Here is a 17,458-nt window from a genome sequence, read left to right as displayed (position 1 = left end):
CCTTTGTTCCCTGTACAGGATCCTGTGAAGAAATCTTGCCTTTTTCCTGTGTGGAAGCCTCTTCACCTTTGTAGGTCATTCCGATATTTACAGAAGCGCAAAGTTCCTGTGCCTCAGCCTCTGTCTTACCGATAAGATCAGGTACTGGTACCATACCATCATCTTCGTCAGCAGCCTGGGTAACCTGTGCCTGCTGATTCTGCTGATCCAAAGAAGAATCCTTTCTGTCTCCGATCAGACCTGCTGCCTTTCCCACAACAAGAATTACCGCGATCAGAACTGCGGCACCTATGATCAAAGCAATAATACTTCCAGCTACACTGACGCCTCTTTTCTGCTTTTTGATACGTCTTTCTCTCTCTTCCCGCTCTCTGCTTCGTTCACGATCCCGGTTCTTTCTGGAGCCTTTCGAGCTCTCTTCCTTATTATCATACTCGAAATCGTCATCATCATCGTAGTTTGTCTCATTCAGTTCTTTTTCCAGAGTTTCTATATCCGGCTTAAGAGTCTGCTTCGGAGTATGCTTGATCTCTCCAAGCTCTTCATCAGAAATTACAACCGTCTTAGCATCTGTATCTACAGATGTAAGCTTCACAAAATCTCCCTGCGGGTCAATAAGAGAATGCTTCAGATCCTCGATCACATCCTCCATCTTATTATATCTGCGATCCACACTCTTCTGGGTACATTTCATAATGATCTGTTCCAGACTGTACGGCAGATCCGGGGAATAAACACTTGGCGGTACCATCTCTTCCTGAAGATGTTTGATTGCAATGGCAACTGTAGTATCTCCGTCAAAAGGGACACGTCCTGTTACCATTTCATATAAGGTGATACCAAGTGAGTAGATATCACTCTTCTCATCGCTGTAGCCGCCTCGTACCTGCTCCGGTGAGCTGTAATGTACAGACCCCATAACATTGGAGCTGATGGTATTGGAAGAAGCAGCTCTTGCAATTCCAAAGTCTGTTACCTTTACTTTGCCGTCTGTGGAAATAATAATATTCTGAGGCTTCACATCACGATGTACAATGCCGTGGCTGTGTGCTGCCTCAAGTCCCATAGATACCTGAATGGCAATACTGGTAGCTTCCTTTACCGAAAGCTTACCTTTCTTGGAAATATACTCCTTAAGAGTGATTCCCTCGATCAGCTCCATTACGATATAATAAACACCCTCATCATCGCCTACATCAAATACATTTACTATGTTTGGATGGGTAAGACCTGCTGCTGCCTGCGCTTCACTTCTGAATTTCTTTACAAAAGTTGCATCTTCCCTGAATTCCGGCTTCAGAACCTTAACTGCCACAAAACGGTTCAGTTTATGGTCCATTGCCTTATATACGTCCGCCATTCCGCCGGTACCGATTTTACTTACAATTTCATAGCGTTCTGCTATAATCATACCTGTCTTTAACATGTTTCCACCTCATTCGTGAATGGTTCTATCAATATGATTGCAATGTTATCCTTGCCGCCGTTGTTGTTGGCTTCCTGGATAAGAGTATTTCCCTTCCAGGTGATATCCTCATCAGAATTCAATATGATTTCTTCCATTTTTTTGTCTTCCACCATATTGCTGAGACCATCGGAACACATCAGGATCGTACTTCCCGGTTCCAGACGCATATCAAAGAAATCCACGTCTACAGTTTTTTCTGCTCCCAGAGCTCTGGTGATAATGTTTTTATCCGGATGATTTCTTGCCTCCTCAGCAGTGATTTCACCCATTCTTACCATTTCCTGAACCAGTGAATGATCCCTGGTAATCTGCCTCAGCTGTTTATCCACCACATATAGTCTGCTGTCTCCCACATTGGCAACATAAGCATACTGACCTACAATGGTGGCTACTACCATAGTAGTTCCCATTCCACGAAGCTTCTCATCCTTCTGCGCCTGTTCTATAATTTCTGTGTTCGCAGTCTCAATGGCATGACGGATTACCTTTACAGGATTATAATCCGTATCCTCCCTGATTTCATCTACCAGTATCCTGACCGCGTGAGAGGACGCATAATCACCTGCATTGTGTCCTCCCATTCCATCAGCAACAGCAAAGAGGTTCGGGAGATTTCCAACTGTGTCCTGGGAAGCGAACACATAATCCTGGTTCATCTTCCGCTTCATTCCTATATTCGTAGCTGAATATACCCTCATGTCACTTCTCGCTTTCTGTCCTTTTCGTACTGTTGTTCAACATAGAAACACCAGTTTTTCGTTACTGCGGATCGTAACTTTTTTCTATATAACTTTTTCGTAATTGTCCACAGGCACCGTCTATGTCACTGCCCATTTCCCTTCTAATAGTAACATTAATTCCGCATTTTTCAAGTTTTATTTTAAAATTCTCTACAGCCTGATGCGTAGAACGCCTGTAAGAACGCTCCTTAATAGGGTTTACCGGAATTAGATTTACATGACAGTTAATATCATGGATTCTGCTGCTCAGCTCTCTTGCATCTTCGTCACTGTCATTAACACCAGCCACAAGACTGTATTCAAAAGTAATTCTCCTGCCAGTCTCCTGAAAATAATTGCGGCATGCATCCAGGACTTCGTCCATACTGTACCGCTGTGCAATAGGCATAAGTTCCTGTCTTTTTTCATCATTTGGTGCATGCAGAGACAGGGCAAGGGTAATCTGCAGTTTTTCCTTTGCAAGCTCATAAATTTTTGGAACAATTCCGCAGGTCGATACGGTGATATTCCTCTGGCTGATGTTAAGACCATTTTCATCGGAAAGCAGATGTACAAAGCGTACAATATGATCATAATTATCCATAGGTTCGCCAGTTCCCATTACTACTACATTAGATACCCGCTCTCCCGTTATGCTCTGGATCCTGTAAATCTGATCCAGCATTTCCGAAGGAAGAAGGTTTCTTGTCCAGCCTCCAATAGTGGAAGCACAAAAACGGCACCCCATTTTACAGCCTACCTGTGACGAAATACATACGGAATTTCCATGCTTATAACGCATAAGAACACTCTCGATCACATTTCCATCAGAAAGGCGGAACAGATACTTTCTTGTGCCGTCAATGGCAGAAACCTGTTCATCCACCATTTCCAATGCCGCTATGGGATAGTCTTTCAGTTTTTCTTTTAATTTTCCTGGTATGTTTCCCATCTCATCATAAGAGGTTACCAGATGTTCATGTAACCAGCTGTAGATCTGCTTTGCCCGAAAGGGTTTCTCTCCCAGTTCGGTCATCAGATTTTTCAGTTCGTCTTTCGTCATCGACTTAATGTCTGTCATATTTATATTCCTATTTTCTTCTGAATTTCGCAATAAAGAAGCCGTCTGTCTTATGTACTCCAGGAAGCAGCTGCAGATATCCAAGTGCAGTTGTCTCTGAGTGCAGCTCCTCTGGAAGATAAGGATCCAGGCTCTCCAGCTTAAATGGATAATTATTCAAAAACCACATCATGTTCTCTTCGTTTTCTTCTTTTGCAATGGTACAGGTACTGAAGATCAGCTCTCCTCTTGGCTTCACATAGTTTGCTGCGCGATCCAGAATGGTTCTCTGCAGAATCACTATTTCATCCTGTTTCTGTGGCGTAACACGGTATTTGATTTCCGGCTTCTTGCCGATCACTCCATACCCGGAACAAGGTACATCTGCAATTACAACATCTGCAAGCAGTTCTGAATCCTGATCAAAAATAGTAGCATCCTGCACTCTTGCCTGTACATTAATAGAATTGGTACGTTGGATATTTTCCTCGATCAGATTGACTTTATACTGGCTTACATCTCTTGCATCTACCGTTCCATATCCCTCCATCTTGTCTCCCATATGAAGACTCTTTCCACCTGGCGCAGCACACACGTCAATAACGTAATCGCCCTTCTTCGGATCTGCAACCTCCGCAACCAGCATGGAACTTACATCCTGCACGACGATTTTACCCTTGATAAAAGCATCCAGTGCAAGAATATGGTTAAATTCAGAAATGCTGTATGCATAAGGCAGATATGGAGCAGGCGCTACATGAACGCCCTGACTTTCCAGGCTTTTTATAACCTCTTCCTTGGAATTCAGATAAGTCCGGCATCTGATGGTAAGAGGATGTTCCATAAGAAAATCCGCCAGTATCTTCTCTGTTGTTTCTTCTCCATAGGCTTCCAGCCACCTGGTTACCAGCACCTCTGGCATGGAATACTTTACAGAAAGATATTTCAACAGATCATCTTCTTTTTGAGGGAACCGGACCTGATCCATTTCCCGGGCTATGGTACGAAGAACACCATTTACAAAAGGCTTCAGATTATAAAAACCTTTTCTTTGCGCCAGCTTCACAGCCTCATTGCACACTGCGCTGTCTGGCACACTATCCATGTATTTCAGCTGATATACTGCACTTCTTAAAATTTCCCGGATTGCAGGCTTCATCTTATCAACTGTCACCTTGGAAAAAGAATTGATAATGTAATCAATCTGAATCCGGTATTCCAGCGTTCCTTCACAGACACGGGTAATAAATGCCCGGTCCTGTTTGGGAAGGAACTGATATTTGGAAAGGGCATTCCGAATTGCCACGTGGCTATGCTCGCCCTCTTCGATTTCAAGTAAAATTTCCAGGATCATCTCCCTGGAATTGATTCCGTTAATCATCCCGTCTTCTACCTCCGGAAAGTATGAGCAGTCTCAGAAGCTGTAAAATGGAAGAAGCAAGAGCTGCTACATAAGTAAGGGCTGCCGCTGTAAGAACCTTCTTCGCACCTTTGTTTTCCTCACGGCTTAAAATTCCTGTGCTTTCCAGCATTTTTAAAGCTCTTGAGGAAGCATTGAATTCTACCGGAAGTGTTACAAGCTGAAACAGTACCGCCAGTGAAAACAGCACAATTCCTACAGTTGTAAGTGCCGGTATGGAAAAGATCAGTCCCAGAAGAAAAATCGGCCAGGAAAGGGAAGATCCGATATTTGCCACCGGAACAATAGCTGAACGGATATTCAGCGGTGCATAATTTATATTGTGCTGAATGGCATGACCACACTCATGGGCAGCGACACATACAGCTGCCACAGAAGTTCTTCCATATACGTCCTGTGAAAGTGCCAGCCTCTTTGTTCTCGGATCATAATGATCTGTAAGGCTTCCGGAAATTGGAACAATCGTTACGTCGTAAATTCCGGCTGCATTTAAAATCCTCTGGGCAGTCTGAGCTCCTGTAAGACCTGAATGGCTGCGCACCTGCTGATAACGTGCAAAAGTGCTTTTCATCTTTCCAGATGCAGCCAGTGCCAGCACCATTCCAATGATCAGCAATACATAAGTAGGATCAACATAAAATCCATAAGGATATCCATATCCGTACATAAGATCACTCCTTTTTATCTGTGAATCTGCTTCCGGTTTCTATATGACATCCTCGAAGGAATGCATCCGCATCCATTCTCTTTTTTCCTTCTAACTGTACCTGTGAAAGTACCAGAACATCCTCACCGCAAGCCACGTAAATTCCTTTTTTGTCCGTTTTTACTACTGTTCCAGGTTCTGGCTTTTCTGTGCCAGCTTCTTCACTTTTTACTACAAAGCTTTCCCATACCTTCAAAGTTTTTCCATTCCAGAAGGTAAATGCGCTTGGCCACGGGTTTAAACCTCGCACCAGTCTTTCCAGTTCCGCGGCTGATTTCCCAAAATTGATCAATCCCATCTGTTTGGTGATCATACCGGCATATGGAGTAGGGCTTTCCTCCGGCTGTTTCTCGTAAACAGCTGTGCCATCAAAAATGTGAGGCAATGTCTCAACAAGAAGCTTCGCTCCTGCTTCTGCAAGCTTATCAAACAGAGTTCCGCCCGTCTCATCTTTTGCAATCGGCACTACGATCCTTGAGATCATATCTCCTGTATCAAGACCTGTTCCCATTCTCATGATCGTAACACCTGACTCCTTTTCCCCATCAATAACTGCCTGCTGAATAGGAGCTGCACCGCGGTATTTCGGAAGCAGGGATGCATGGATGTTAATACATCCGTATTTCGGAAGCTCCAGAATGCTTTTGGGAATGATCTGTCCAAAGGCAGCTACCACAATAATATCGGGATCCAGTTTCTCAAGAACCTGTAAAAATTCCGGATCGCGTACCTTCACAGGCTGGTAAACCGGGAACCCATGTTTCAATGCCTCTTCCTTTACAGGAGTGGGAAGCATGCTCTTTCCCCTTCCCTTCGGCTTATCCGGCTGGGTCACAACACCTGTCACCTCATAGCCAGCTTCAGCCAGTGCATGAAGGGGATTAACTGCAAAATCCGGCGTTCCCATATAAACAATTTTCATTTATTCCTCTTCCTCCTCATTGTCATAACTTACATGATGTAATTCACCTTCAACCAGACGTGTGTACATTTTTCCGTCAAGATGATCCAGCTCATGACAAAATGCACGGGCAAGGAGTCCTTCTCCTTCATATATCTGCTCATTCATATCCATATCAAGAGCTTTTACCTTCACATAATTTGGGCGGGTAACCTGACCGGACATTCCCGGAACACTTAAACATCCCTCCTCGCCTGTCTGCTCACCGGATGTCATAAGAATTTCCGGATTGATAAGAATAATTGGACCATCTCCAATATCGATCACTACGATTCTCTTTAATATACCCACCTGGGGAGCTGCAAGGCCAACACCGCATGCGTCATACATGGTTTCCAGCATGTCTCCTACCAGATCCTTTGTACGTTTGTCGATTTTCTCTACTGGTCTGCAGATTTTTTCCAAAACGGAATCTCCCTCTGTTCTGATTGTTCTAAGTGCCATCTCTGTGTTATCTCCTTTATCTTTGAATTTGGAAATACCCGTTGTTTCAAAGCCCTGCACCTTAACGCAGCCCTTTATTTCCGGTATTTCGCCTTATGAAAAATCAAATTGTATATTAACTTTTCTGAAGCCGGAATTGATTTCTATATATTCCTCCAGCCTGTCCTTTATTCGGACAAGCAGATCATAATTCTCATGTTTCAGATAAAGTACTCTTCTGTATACATCCTTTACTTTCCCTACAGACGCAGGGGCGGGACCGATCACATGAAGATCTTTTCCCGCATATATTTTTCCTGTAAACAGACCAAGATAGTGCATGGCTGTCTCAAGAAGCTTCTCATCCTCCGAAGAACCAAGCACTGCCATCATATGGGCAGCCGGGGGATAATCCATAAGAAGACGGTATCCCATCTCTTCCTGGTAAAATTCTTCGTAATCCTGCTTTGCAGCTGTCTGTATGCTGTAATGATCCGGACTATAAGTCTGGATCAAGGCATGGCCTTCTTTCCTTCCTCTTCCTGCTCGTCCCACCGCCTGGGTAAGAAGCTGAAAAGTGCGCTCACCACTGCGATAATCATCAGCATTCAGGGATAAATCTGCAGCAAGGATCCCCACAAGAGTAACATCCGGGAAATCATGTCCCTTGACGATCATCTGGGTTCCAATCAAAATATCGGCCTCATGCCTGGAAAAAGCAGACAGAATTTTTTCATAGCTTCCCTTAGCTCTTGTAGTGTCGTAATCCATTCGAAGAACTCTTGCCTCTGGAAATTCTTTTTCTACCACCTGCTGGATCTGCTGGGTTCCCGCTTTAAAACCGCCTATATATGGGGAAGAACAGACTGGACATTTGTCCGGTTTCACAGTTTCATAACCACAATAATGACAGATCAGCTTTCTGCCATTATGCTCACTTAAGGAAACGTCACAGTGAGGACATTTCATTACATGACCGCAGGAACGGCATGAAACAAACCCTGCGTAGCCACGGCGGTTGAGAAACAACATGGCCTGCTCCCCTTTTTTCAGGCACTGGCTCAGGTCTTCTCTCAGTTCCAGACTGAGGGCAAGGCGGTTTCCTTTTTTTAGTTGTTCCCTCATGTCAATAATTGATACCCTGGGAAGAGGTCTTTCTTCAAATCTGGCTTCCAGCTTTACAAGGACATATTCTCCTTCTTTCGCCCTGTAATACGCTTCCATAGATGGAGTTGCAGAACCAAGAATTACTCTTGCGCCTTCCAGCTTTGCTCTGTGGATAGCCGTTTCCCGGGCGTGATACCTTGGACTGTTTTCACTTTTATAAGAAGATTCATGCTCCTCATCAATAATGATCAGCCTCAGCTTTCCAAAAGGAGTAAAAAGTGCTGAACGGGGTCCCACCATAACCTGCAGTTCTCCCTGTTTGGCTCTTTTAAACTGGTCATAACGCTCTCCCAGGGAAAGTCTGGAGTTAATTACCGACACCTTATCACCAAAACGACCATAAAATCGCCGTACAGTCTGATAAGTCAGCGCAATTTCCGGAATCAGCACGATTGCCTGACCGCCTTCCTTTATCACCTTATCGATCAGCTCCATATATACTTCCGTTTTTCCACTGCCGGTAACTCCGTGAAGAAGAACCGGTCTCGGATCCGGGTGTTCCCATTCTGATAAGATCTGATTCACAGCCATTTGCTGGGATATACTTAATACTGCTGGTGCCACATGCGGAATATTCTCTGCATCTGCAACTGCATTTCTATACACTTCATCTGACTCCACAGAAGCAATCCCCTGTTCTTCAAAATATCTCAGGACAGAAGCCGTAGTGCCAAGCTCCTTTGAAGCCCAGGCAGTCTCAATTTTCCCATTTTCATTCTGCAAGAGTGCTTCCAGAAGGCGGATACGTGCTTTAAATCTGGTCATGCTAAGCTCTTCCAGAAGCTTTTCCCCATCTTCTCTGGAAATCAGAAGGGTTATCCACCTTTTTTCCTGGGCTTTCATCTTTTTCTGAATAGGAAGAACTGTTTTCAGAGCCTGGATCATGGTAGAGCCGTAATTTTCTTTCATCCACCCTGCCAGCGCGATCAGCCTGGATTCTGTGGTTTCCTGATCATTTTCAATACCGGCAACAGATTTGAGCTGGATTCCCTTTACTTTAGGCTCACCAGAAATCCCCACTACATATCCCTTGCGCACATGATTTCCTCTTCCAAATGGAATGGAAACCACCATTCCCACCTGTATCTCTTCCTTCAGTTTCTCCGGAACCAGATATTGAAAGCTTTTATCCAGCTTCTCATGGGAAATGTCTACAATAATATCTGCATATGTCATGTTTTACTTTCCAGCAAGAATATCAGCGATCAACACACGCTCATCCATAGGATATTTTTTGCCTTTGATTTCCTGGTAATCTTCATGACCTTTACCAGCCAGCACCACAATATCCCCTGGTTCTCCGTGATGGATGGCATAAGCGATTGCTTCCTTGCGGTCTGGAATCTCCACATATTTACCTTCTGTCTTCGCCATGCCAACCTTGATGTCATCAATAATAGCCTGAGGCTCCTCATCTCGCGGATTATCAGAAGTAATGATGGTCAGATCTGCCAGACGACCGGAAACTTCTCCCATCTCATAACGGCGAAGCCTGGAGCGGTTTCCGCCACAACCAAACAGGCAGACCAGTCTGTGTGGATGATACTCACGCAATGTAGTAAGAAGACTTTCCAAAGCCATTGCATTATGTGCATAATCAATCATCAGAGTAAATTCATCAGATACTTTCACCATCTCAATACGGCCTTTTACTTTTGCTACCTTCAGAGCCTTCAGGATATTTTCCTGGGAAACCTTAAAATGACGGCAGATTGCAATAGCGGTAAGAGAGTTGTAAATACTGAATTTACCTGGGATGTCGATTTCAACAGGGAAATCCATAAGCCCCTTCAGCTGATAGGAAATTCCAAGATAACCTTTTCCGCCAATCAGTCTGGCATCCTCAGCGCGAAGGTCTGCTTCTTTTGAAAAGCCATAGGTTTCCAGAGTACAGGTATGTCCCTCTACAATTCTGTCAAAATGCTCATCATCACGGTTTACAATTCCTACGCGGCACTGCTTGAGAAGCATAGCTTTACAAGACAGATAATGGTCAAAGTCCTTGTGCTCGTTTGGACCAATATGATCTGGTTCAATATTTGTAAAAATTCCAAAATCAAACACAAATCCCTGAGTACGATGCAGCATCAGCCCCTGTGAGGAAACTTCCATAACCACACAATCACAGCCAGCTTCCACCATTTCGTGAAAATACTCCTGAACTACATAGGATTCTGGTGTGGTATTAGAAGCAGGTATTATCTTATTTCCGATAATTGCCTCAATAGTACCGATCAGACCAACCTTGTATCCAGCATTTTCCAGAATGGATTTTACCATATAGGTAGTGGTAGTTTTTCCCTTAGTTCCGGTAATTCCGATTGTTTTCAGCTTCTCTGCCGGATGTCCGAACCAGGCTGCTGAAATAAATGCCATAGCATATCTGGTGTCTGTCACCTGGATAACCGTAACATCCGACGGTGCAGAAACCTCCTCTTCTACTACCAGAACTTTAGCCCCTTTTGCTGTCACATCCGGGATAAATTTATGTCCATCTACAACAGCACCTCTGATACAGATAAACAGAGAGCCGTCTGTTACCTTTCTGGAATCATAAACAACACCAGTGACTTCCTGCTCTGTGCTCCCCTGCACGCAGGTGTATTCTAACTTCTCTAATAAGGATGATAATTTCATAATATATGCCTCCCTATATTGACGTTGCTTTAAAATCACGCCAGAGCTTGTTTGAAAAAGACTTTCTGCAAGATTTGTGTCACAATTTGCGGGAATGATTTTTCAAACACGCTCTAATCTAATGACATCATACAGCAACGCATACTCTTTTATAGAATATCACACACAGAATTTGTTTTCAATCTTTCCTGTTAAAAAACAGTAACCGTTCACCTCACATTATAGTTTCCATTCACGGGTCATCTGTGAGCATTGTCTCCAAACATTCTTCTGGCGGCTACAGCGGAAAAAAGAAACGAAAGCAGAATCAGTACCTGAAACAGCTCTTTGTGGGAAGTATCCCCTGTTTTTGGAGAGGTGGACGCAGCCATTGTGCTGCCATCATTATTCCCACTGCCTATGCCAGTTCCATCTCCATTTCCACCCCCATTTCCGTTTCCGCTTCCATTTCCATCCTTCTCCTTATCTTCCACACGGATGGTTGCCTGATCCCGCACTGCGCTTTCCTCACCAGTCTCGTCAGTAACTACAATAATCTGATTCATCAGATTCTGGTCTTTCAGATCTTTTGGAAGTACAACTTTTGCCTTTAAATTCACACAGCCACCAGGTGCGATTTCCTGGATTTTCGCCTGAGTCCTGCTTTTATTCAGGGTTATACCTCTCTGTTCCTGAAAAGTAGCTGTTACTCCGGCAAGCCCGAAACGTTCTGTAGTAACTACGGAATGCAGAGTCACCTCCCCGGTATTGTGAATACTGATCTGATAAGTCACAGTCTCCCCAGGGCTGGCGTTGTCGCAGTCAGCTGTTTTCTTTACCGTAAAAGAGGCTTTTCCCTGCTGTAATGTTAACTGTTTTTCTGCTGCTTTCTCCAACGAAACCGGATTTTCTGTTTTTGCAAAAAGCTCCAGCTCCAGATTACTTTTCTGATCCATGTCCGGATCTATATAAAAAGACAGGATTCGTGTTTCCCCTGCGGAAAGGCTTTCCAGCACTGCACCACTTTCCGAAACTTCAAGGCCAGGCTCCTTTTCCCACACAGGTACCAGTTCCTGTTCTTTTACTTTGGCCTGAAGGGAAATTTTATAAAAAGGTACCTGACCATTATTTGTCAGATTCACTGCCATATGAATGCGTTTTCCAGTATAAAGCGCCTTTTCCTTGGCTTCCATCTCCACTGAAAAATCCATGTGTGCAGCTGGTATCTCCAAACTCTTAGATAAGGCTTTACACAAAATGTTTTTTTCATTTTCCACTTTTTTTACAATGTAAACTCCGCCTCCATTTTCTTCTCCGCTTATAGCACCATTTGCATGCAAAATATCCTGACAGGTAGGAACTGTATGTTTTTCTGCTGGAAAACGATATTCATCCCGCAAGGTAACCGGAATTTTCAGCTGTTTGCCCTGTTCTCCCGAATTTATTTTCCAGCGGAATCCGGTTATACTGCTGGATCTTCCGTCAGCAGTCTCGATAGGAAGCTCCTCTTTCAGGCAGCCTTCAGGTGCCATAAACGAAGCATCTGGCTGAAAATATTCAGAAAGCCAGACTACCAGTTCGTAAGATGTTGGATGAGATATTGTTTCATCCGAAAAATCATATTGATCATTTTCCAGGCTCCCGTCCTGATTTCCACTGCTGAATAAATTTTCATCGCCACTTTCATATTCCTGGTTTTCATTTTCCCACGTAAGTGACGCCAGCCCATCTGCCTTTACAGAAATCACCGCCTGAAATTTCTGTAAATCTGTCCATGCCGCATCTTGGACAACAGATAACCCGCCTTCCATTTCTGCTCCATATGCCACTGCCGGCTGCGCCGTGCATCCAACCAGCATCCCAGCTTCTGCAAGCAGACTTACTCCCACTGCCAGTATCTTTTTCCATATTCTGTTTTTCATTATAACTTCTCCTTTTCTACCCCTATTTTTCACTAATCTCTGTTATTAAACTACTATTTTACAAAACGGACTTGCCGCCTACTGGCGACATCACCATATAAATGAGTCACTGACAGCACATGGGAATCACACCTTTCTCACTTAAACAGATCCTATTCACAGCATTCCGAAGCAAATTTGCCTTGCCATTGTATGCATCCATTTTCAAAAAAGCGTATAAAACGCCCAGGTTAACAGGTTTCCTTCAAAAAACGGGTTATCTTGCGCCGAACCGGCGCGGTAGAAATTCTTTTCTGCAGAATGCAGAAACAAGATAGGTTTACTTTACCACACTTGGTCTTTAAATGCAATAAAGGGTCGGATTTTATTTTCATTTCATATTTTTTCGATTTCTTTTAGATTTGAGACACATTTTCCTCACAAATTGCCGATATAATGAATTTCGGATAGATGAAAAACCACTCTCTATCTCCCCCCTCAAAAATATAGGAAATGAGCCATCTGCCTGATGCGGATGGCTTTTCCTGTTTCAAGGACTTTTCTATTGCAATTCCCACCCTTAGCTTTTATAATGGAAGATATTACACAAGGATGTCCGGAGAAATCATTCATGTTGCTGTGAATACTTTCACAGTAATCCACTTAACTCTGATATCCGCATTATATTCTTGACAGAAACGAGGTATCTCCTATGAGTGAAAAAATCGTAGTAGTTGCATTAGGTCACAGAGCTCTCGGCACCACACTTCCAGAGCAGAAAGTAGCCACCAAAGCCGCAGCAAAAGCAATCGCAGATCTTGTTGAAGAGGGTGCCAAGGTGGTAATCTCCCACAGCAATGGCCCACAGATTGGCATGATCCACACTGCAATGAATGAATTTGGAAAGACACACCCGGATTATACATTCGCTCCTATGTCAGTCTGCTCCGCAATGAGCCAGGGCTACATTGGATATGACCTTCAGAATGCGATCCGCTCTGAATTTATCAGCCGCGGAATTTACAAACCTGTTGCTACCATTCTTACCCAGACTGTTATTGATCCATATGACGACGCTTTTGCAGATCCGGAGAAAATTATCGGACGTGTTCTCACTGAGGAAGAAGCTGAAGCAGAGGAAGAAAAAGGAAACTTTGTCACCAGACTTGCTGATGGCGGATACAGACGAATCGTAGCAGCTCCGAAGCCACAGAGAATCGTAGAGCTTGAGACTATACGAGCACTTCTCAATGCAGACCAGGTTGTTATCGCAGCCGGCGGCGGTGGAATTCCAGTGCTTGAGCAGGGCATCAACCTTCACGGTGCCAGTGCCATCATTGAGAAAGATCTTGCCGCAGGACTTCTTGCAGAAGAATTAAATGCCGATACTCTTCTGATTCTCACAAGTGTAGAGAACGTAAGTCTGAACCACGGTCAGGTAAATGAGCAGAAGCTTGGCAGCATCACTGTAGCGGACGCTAAGAAATACATTGAAGAGAACCAGTTTGCTTCCGGTTCCATGCTTCCCAAAATCGAAGCAGGTATTTCCTTTATCGAGAAAGGGGAAGGCCGGAGCACTGTGATTACTGATATGGCTCATGCCAAAGAGGGCTATGAAGGAAAAACAGGAACTACCATCCGCTAGAGCCTGTTTGCAAAAGGCTTTCCACAATATGTGCGTCACAATTTGTGGGAGATTTCACCCGGATAAGGGCGCTGTAGCGGGCTGCGGCAACCGAATTCGGGTGAAATTTCCCGCAAAGTGGGGCGTGCATATTGCGGGAATGATTTTTCAAACACGCTCTAAACATACAAAAAGAAACCTCCGACGAAATAAGTACTCATCTGACGAGGTTCCTTTTTTTACTATTTTTTACTATTATTTCCCCAATCTTAACGAGCAGTAAGCATCAATGCGGAATCTTCTGACTCTGTATTTATGATTCCGATCAGATCTCCCTCTTTCAGGGTAATCTTACGCTCCACGCCATCTGTCACTGTCATGCTTCCGTTTTCACCCTCTTCTCCCATGATCATAAAACTTACAAAACCATTTGAACAGGAAGCAATGTAATATCCTGGGACAATGCCTCCATCCACATTTTCTCCAACCTCCAGCACATCTCCTGCCATCAGTTTATAAGAGGCTGAATCAGCCCCAGAACTGAACATATCTCCAAATTCTTCTTCAAGTATCGGAGCAAGGCTGTCCTTCAGGGAATCCCGGATTTCCGGTAAGCTTGCGCAGATGATCACCAGGACCATGAGCCATCCAAGAAGGGATCCTTTTTTCTTTTTTACCGGTTTCTGGGTGTAAACACTGCTTTTTTTAGCTGCAGCGCTGTAAGTTCCAGCTGTACTTTGTCTGCTCTTGGAATTATAACTCCCAGCAGGGACAGAGACCTTATTTCCATTCTTATCAGCACCAGTGCCTCCTCCATATATACTTCCTGCTTTCACATTTCCCTTATTATAAGAATTCCCTGTGCCTGCACCAGCCAGTGACTTAGAGCTTCGTGTTCCCGTTTTCTGATCATGTTTATTTCCGGCTCCTGCCACGCCTGTTCCGGTCCCGGTCTTATATGCAGCACTTCCAGCCTTCTTATCTCCCAGCGGGATTTCCTCCTGGCGCATGATTGCCCGCGCCCGGCTGGTAGCATGACGGTAATGGTCACTTCTGTTCTCATTCAGATGATACAAAGTCTCATCATTTCTATAAGGCATTCCACACAGCTTACATCTGCCATTTACAACAGGCCCATCGCAGACCTGGCACCTTTTTTTCTCCATAGACATCCTCCCGGTTCTCTGGTTATTCTGTTTCACCACAACCTGTAATTCCTGTTTTTGCTCCAACAGGGAAAAATCATCACATTCTTTGTCTTTTATTGTATCTTTTTTGCATATTTCTTGCAAGGTCTAAATTGCCAAGCGGGAAAATACCTGTTATAATAAACCGAGATTGTTCCTGTTCACGTTTTAGTAACCACAGAACATTATCGTGAACAGAAAACAGAGATTAACACAATCAACAAGGAGGATTCCCATGGAACAATTAAAAATTCCTATGGGCTATCATGCAGACCTTAATCTTCATGATACTCAGGTAGCAATTAAAACTGTGAAAGATTTTTTCCAGCAGACACTTGCACAGAAGCTGAACCTTCTGCGTGTCTCCGCACCTATATTTGTAGATCCAAGTTCCGGCCTCAATGATAACCTGAACGGCGTGGAGCGTCCGGTAAGCTTTGACATCAAAGGCATGGACTGCAACGCTGAAATCGTACATTCTCTTGCAAAATGGAAGCGTTATGCACTGAAGAAATATGGTTTCTCTGTAGGTGAGGGCTTATACACCGATATGGTTGCCATCCGCCGTGATGAGGATGTTGACAACATCCATTCCATCTATGTAGACCAGTGGGACTGGGAGAAGATCATCACCAAAGAAGAGAGAAATGTAGAAACTCTCATTAACACTGTCCGTACTATCTACAGCGTACTCCGCAAGACAGAGAAATACATGGCAGTACAGTATGACTACATAGAAGAAATTCTTCCAAGAGAGATTGCATTTGTCTCCACAGAAGAGCTTGTAGACATGTATCCGGATCTTACCCCTAAGGAAAGAGAATACAAGATCGTCAAAGAAAAAGGCGCTGTTTTCCTTATGCAGGTAGGTAAGAAACTGACAAATGGCGAGCGCCACGACGGACGTGCTCCAGACTATGATGACTGGGAATTAAACGGCGATATTCTGGTATACTATCCTGTACTGGACATTGCCCTTGAACTTTCTTCCATGGGTATCCGTGTAGACGAGACAGCACTTGACAAACAGCTTACAGAAGCCGGCTGTGACGACCGCAGAGAGCTCCCGTTCCAGAAGGCCATTCTGAATAAAGAACTTCCATACACAATCGGCGGCGGTATCGGTCAATCCCGTATCTGTATGTTCTTCCTGCGCAAGGCTCATATTGGAGAAGTACATGTTTCCCTGTGGCCTAAGGAAATGCAGGAAGAAGCTGCTAAAGGCGGTATTCCACTTCTGTAAAATAGAATCGAGGGATCAAATTGAATATACTTTTTTTCTTAACACCGAAAAGTGATATTGCCTACATTTTCGAGAATGAAACTTTGAGGCAGACTCTTGAGAAAATGGAACACCGGAAATTTTCCTGTATTCCTATTCTGAATCCAGATGGAAAATACGTAGGTACTATTTCTGAGGGTGATCTTCTCTGGGGAATGAAAAATCTGAACATCACGGATATGAAAACAGCCGAGGAAGTACCAGTTATGGCTATCTCCAGAAGAGCCACCTACAAACCGGTACACGTTGACTGCGACATGGAGGATCTCCTGGACCGCGCAATCAACCAGAACTTTGTGCCGGTTATAGATGATCAGGATCACTTTATCGGAATTGTCACAAGGAAAGAAATCATCAAATATTGTTATAAAGAAATGAAGAAAAACGCATAGGATTTTAAATCACCGCGTTTTTTCACACAAAAAAAAGACAACCTCAGTCCCATTTAAACCAATGGAAAAGGTTGTCTTTTTTCTTTTTACAGAACCTTAGACAAAAATTCCTTCAATCGCGGATTCTGCGGATTTTCAAAAAACTCCTTCGGCGCATTCTGTTCCTGAATTTTGCCGTCATCAATAAATAAAACTCTTGTTGCAACCTCTCTTGCAAATCCCATCTCGTGAGTAACTACAACCATAGTCATGCCGCTCTTTGCAAGCTCTTTCATCAGCTCCAGAACCTCTCCAACCATCTCCGGATCCAGTGCAGAAGTAGGCTCGTCAAAAAGCATAACATCCGGATTCATGGCAAGGGATCTTGCAATGGCAATACGCTGCTTCTGACCACCGGAAAGCATATCCGGATAAGCATTTGCCTTATCTGGAAGTCCCACACGAGCAAGAAGCTCGTCCGCACGTCTGGAAGCCTCTTCCTTTGTCATCAGTTTCAGGGCAACCGGTGCCATCATAATATTCTGCTTTACCG

Annotated in this window: 16 protein-coding genes and 1 pseudogene; 4 read left to right on the top strand and 13 right to left on the bottom strand. The window is 44.0% G+C overall.

The features are described from left to right. The 10 genes from pknB to AB5Z12_RS19100 all read right to left on the bottom strand — a co-directional run. Positions 1-1,426: Stk1 family PASTA domain-containing Ser/Thr kinase (pknB, locus tag AB5Z12_RS19145; RefSeq protein WP_368368736.1), on the bottom strand; the 1,426-nt coding region annotated here is incomplete at its 3' end. After that, positions 1,420-2,166, bottom strand: a complete 747-nt coding sequence (locus tag AB5Z12_RS19140) for a Stp1/IreP family PP2C-type Ser/Thr phosphatase (protein ID WP_118578191.1) — start codon at positions 2,164-2,166, stop codon at positions 1,420-1,422. The genes pknB and AB5Z12_RS19140, both read right to left, overlap by 7 nt. Positions 2,167-2,227: 61 nt before the next feature. Beyond that, on the bottom strand, positions 2,228-3,268 hold the full coding sequence (gene rlmN, locus AB5Z12_RS19135; protein WP_148461129.1) for a 23S rRNA (adenine(2503)-C(2))-methyltransferase RlmN: 1,041 nt from the start codon (positions 3,266-3,268) through the stop codon (positions 2,228-2,230). 10 nt (positions 3,269-3,278) lie between these two features. After that, complete coding sequence (gene rsmB / locus AB5Z12_RS19130; protein ID WP_148461128.1) at positions 3,279-4,628, bottom strand: 16S rRNA (cytosine(967)-C(5))-methyltransferase RsmB; 1,350 nt, start codon at positions 4,626-4,628, stop codon at positions 3,279-3,281. Then, positions 4,621-5,334, bottom strand: coding sequence for a zinc metallopeptidase (locus tag AB5Z12_RS19125; protein WP_148461127.1), 714 nt, complete (start codon positions 5,332-5,334; stop codon positions 4,621-4,623). The genes rsmB and AB5Z12_RS19125 overlap by 8 nt, the downstream gene beginning before the upstream one ends. Positions 5,335-5,338: 4 nt before the next feature. After that, complete coding sequence (gene fmt / locus AB5Z12_RS19120) at positions 5,339-6,295, bottom strand: methionyl-tRNA formyltransferase (RefSeq protein ID WP_148461126.1); 957 nt, start codon at positions 6,293-6,295, stop codon at positions 5,339-5,341. Further along, positions 6,296-6,778, bottom strand: coding sequence for a peptide deformylase (gene def / locus AB5Z12_RS19115; RefSeq protein ID WP_118578240.1), 483 nt, complete (start codon positions 6,776-6,778; stop codon positions 6,296-6,298). Positions 6,779-6,871: 93 nt separating this feature from the next. After that, entirely contained in the window at positions 6,872-9,100 is a 2,229-nt protein-coding gene (gene priA / locus AB5Z12_RS19110; RefSeq protein WP_173716053.1) for a primosomal protein N', read from the bottom strand. Positions 9,101-9,103: 3 nt separating this feature from the next. Continuing rightward, on the bottom strand, positions 9,104-10,561 hold the full coding sequence (locus tag AB5Z12_RS19105; RefSeq protein WP_148461124.1) for a UDP-N-acetylmuramoyl-L-alanyl-D-glutamate--2,6-diaminopimelate ligase: 1,458 nt from the start codon (positions 10,559-10,561) through the stop codon (positions 9,104-9,106). 239 nt (positions 10,562-10,800) lie between these two features. After that, a complete protein-coding gene (locus tag AB5Z12_RS19100) occupies positions 10,801-12,462 on the bottom strand; it encodes a DUF11 domain-containing protein (protein WP_148461123.1) in 1,662 nt (553 codons plus the stop codon). A gap of 691 nt (positions 12,463-13,153) precedes the next feature. Here AB5Z12_RS19100 and arcC point away from each other — a divergent pair. Beyond that, positions 13,154-14,086, top strand: coding sequence for a carbamate kinase (gene arcC / locus AB5Z12_RS19095; RefSeq protein WP_148461122.1), 933 nt, complete (start codon positions 13,154-13,156; stop codon positions 14,084-14,086). On the opposite strand, the gene AB5Z12_RS19090 is transcribed toward arcC, so the two are convergent. Further along, the gene (locus AB5Z12_RS19090; RefSeq protein WP_306467718.1) at positions 14,073-14,216 is read right to left on the bottom strand and encodes a DUF6783 domain-containing protein; all 144 of its coding nucleotides are present in this window, start codon (positions 14,214-14,216) and stop codon (positions 14,073-14,075) included. The genes arcC and AB5Z12_RS19090 overlap by 14 nt on opposite strands. Between AB5Z12_RS19090 and AB5Z12_RS19085 the strand changes: the two are divergent. Next, a pseudogene (locus AB5Z12_RS19085) lies at positions 14,154-14,348 on the top strand (DUF6783 domain-containing protein); the annotation flags it as partial. The gene AB5Z12_RS19090 and the pseudogene AB5Z12_RS19085 sit on opposite strands and share 63 nt — an antisense overlap. Here the strand turns inward: AB5Z12_RS19085 and AB5Z12_RS19080 are convergent. Then, positions 14,335-15,231: a hypothetical protein gene (locus AB5Z12_RS19080; protein WP_173734846.1), complete on the bottom strand. Its 897-nt coding sequence runs from the start codon at positions 15,229-15,231 to the stop codon at positions 14,335-14,337. The pseudogene AB5Z12_RS19085 and the gene AB5Z12_RS19080 overlap by 14 nt on opposite strands. Positions 15,232-15,487: 256 nt before the next feature. Here AB5Z12_RS19080 and asnA point away from each other — a divergent pair, with 256 nt between their 5' ends. Together asnA and AB5Z12_RS19070 are read left to right on the top strand one after the other, a co-directional pair. Further along, positions 15,488-16,495, top strand: coding sequence for an aspartate--ammonia ligase (gene asnA / locus AB5Z12_RS19075; RefSeq protein WP_118578181.1), 1,008 nt, complete (start codon positions 15,488-15,490; stop codon positions 16,493-16,495). A gap of 20 nt (positions 16,496-16,515) precedes the next feature. Next, on the top strand, positions 16,516-16,926 hold the full coding sequence (locus tag AB5Z12_RS19070; protein ID WP_148461119.1) for a CBS domain-containing protein: 411 nt from the start codon (positions 16,516-16,518) through the stop codon (positions 16,924-16,926). Positions 16,927-17,012: 86 nt separating this feature from the next. On the opposite strand, the gene AB5Z12_RS19065 is transcribed toward AB5Z12_RS19070, so the two are convergent. Then, on the bottom strand, positions 17,013-17,458 hold a 446-nt coding region (locus tag AB5Z12_RS19065), incomplete at its 5' end, for an amino acid ABC transporter ATP-binding protein (protein WP_368368735.1).

This window comes from Ruminococcus sp. RTP21358st1_G6_RTP21358_211008 (assembly GCF_040908885.1).
Lineage (GTDB): Bacteria > Bacillota > Clostridia > Lachnospirales > Lachnospiraceae > Blautia_A > Blautia_A faecis.
The sequence above is the reverse complement of the archived record's forward strand: the minus strand, read 5'-3'. Positions and strand labels throughout refer to the sequence as shown.

What these genes read in the sequence shown, in the direction of transcription:
- AB5Z12_RS19080 (WP_173734846.1), bottom strand. Translation starts at nt 15,231, where the DNA reads ATGGAGAAAAAAAGGTGCCAGGTCTGCGATGGGCCTGTTGTAAATGGC.
- AB5Z12_RS19105 (WP_148461124.1), bottom strand. Translation starts at nt 10,561, where the DNA reads ATGAAATTATCATCCTTATTAGAGAAGTTAGAATACACCTGCGTGCAG.
- AB5Z12_RS19140 (WP_118578191.1), bottom strand. Translation starts at nt 2,166, where the DNA reads ATGAGGGTATATTCAGCTACGAATATAGGAATGAAGCGGAAGATGAAC.
- rsmB (WP_148461128.1), bottom strand. Translation starts at nt 4,628, where the DNA reads ATGATTAACGGAATCAATTCCAGGGAGATGATCCTGGAAATTTTACTT.
- fmt (WP_148461126.1), bottom strand. Translation starts at nt 6,295, where the DNA reads ATGAAAATTGTTTATATGGGAACGCCGGATTTTGCAGTTAATCCCCTT.
- def (WP_118578240.1), bottom strand. Translation starts at nt 6,778, where the DNA reads ATGGCACTTAGAACAATCAGAACAGAGGGAGATTCCGTTTTGGAAAAA.
- priA (WP_173716053.1), bottom strand. Translation starts at nt 9,100, where the DNA reads ATGACATATGCAGATATTATTGTAGACATTTCCCATGAGAAGCTGGAT.
- arcC (WP_148461122.1), top strand. Translation starts at nt 13,154, where the DNA reads ATGAGTGAAAAAATCGTAGTAGTTGCATTAGGTCACAGAGCTCTCGGC.
- AB5Z12_RS19100 (WP_148461123.1), bottom strand. Translation starts at nt 12,462, where the DNA reads ATGAAAAACAGAATATGGAAAAAGATACTGGCAGTGGGAGTAAGTCTG.
- rlmN (WP_148461129.1), bottom strand. Translation starts at nt 3,268, where the DNA reads ATGACAGACATTAAGTCGATGACGAAAGACGAACTGAAAAATCTGATG.
- asnA (WP_118578181.1), top strand. Translation starts at nt 15,488, where the DNA reads ATGGAACAATTAAAAATTCCTATGGGCTATCATGCAGACCTTAATCTT.
- AB5Z12_RS19090 (WP_306467718.1), bottom strand. Translation starts at nt 14,216, where the DNA reads ATGCACGCCCCACTTTGCGGGAAATTTCACCCGAATTCGGTTGCCGCA.
- AB5Z12_RS19125 (WP_148461127.1), bottom strand. Translation starts at nt 5,334, where the DNA reads ATGTACGGATATGGATATCCTTATGGATTTTATGTTGATCCTACTTAT.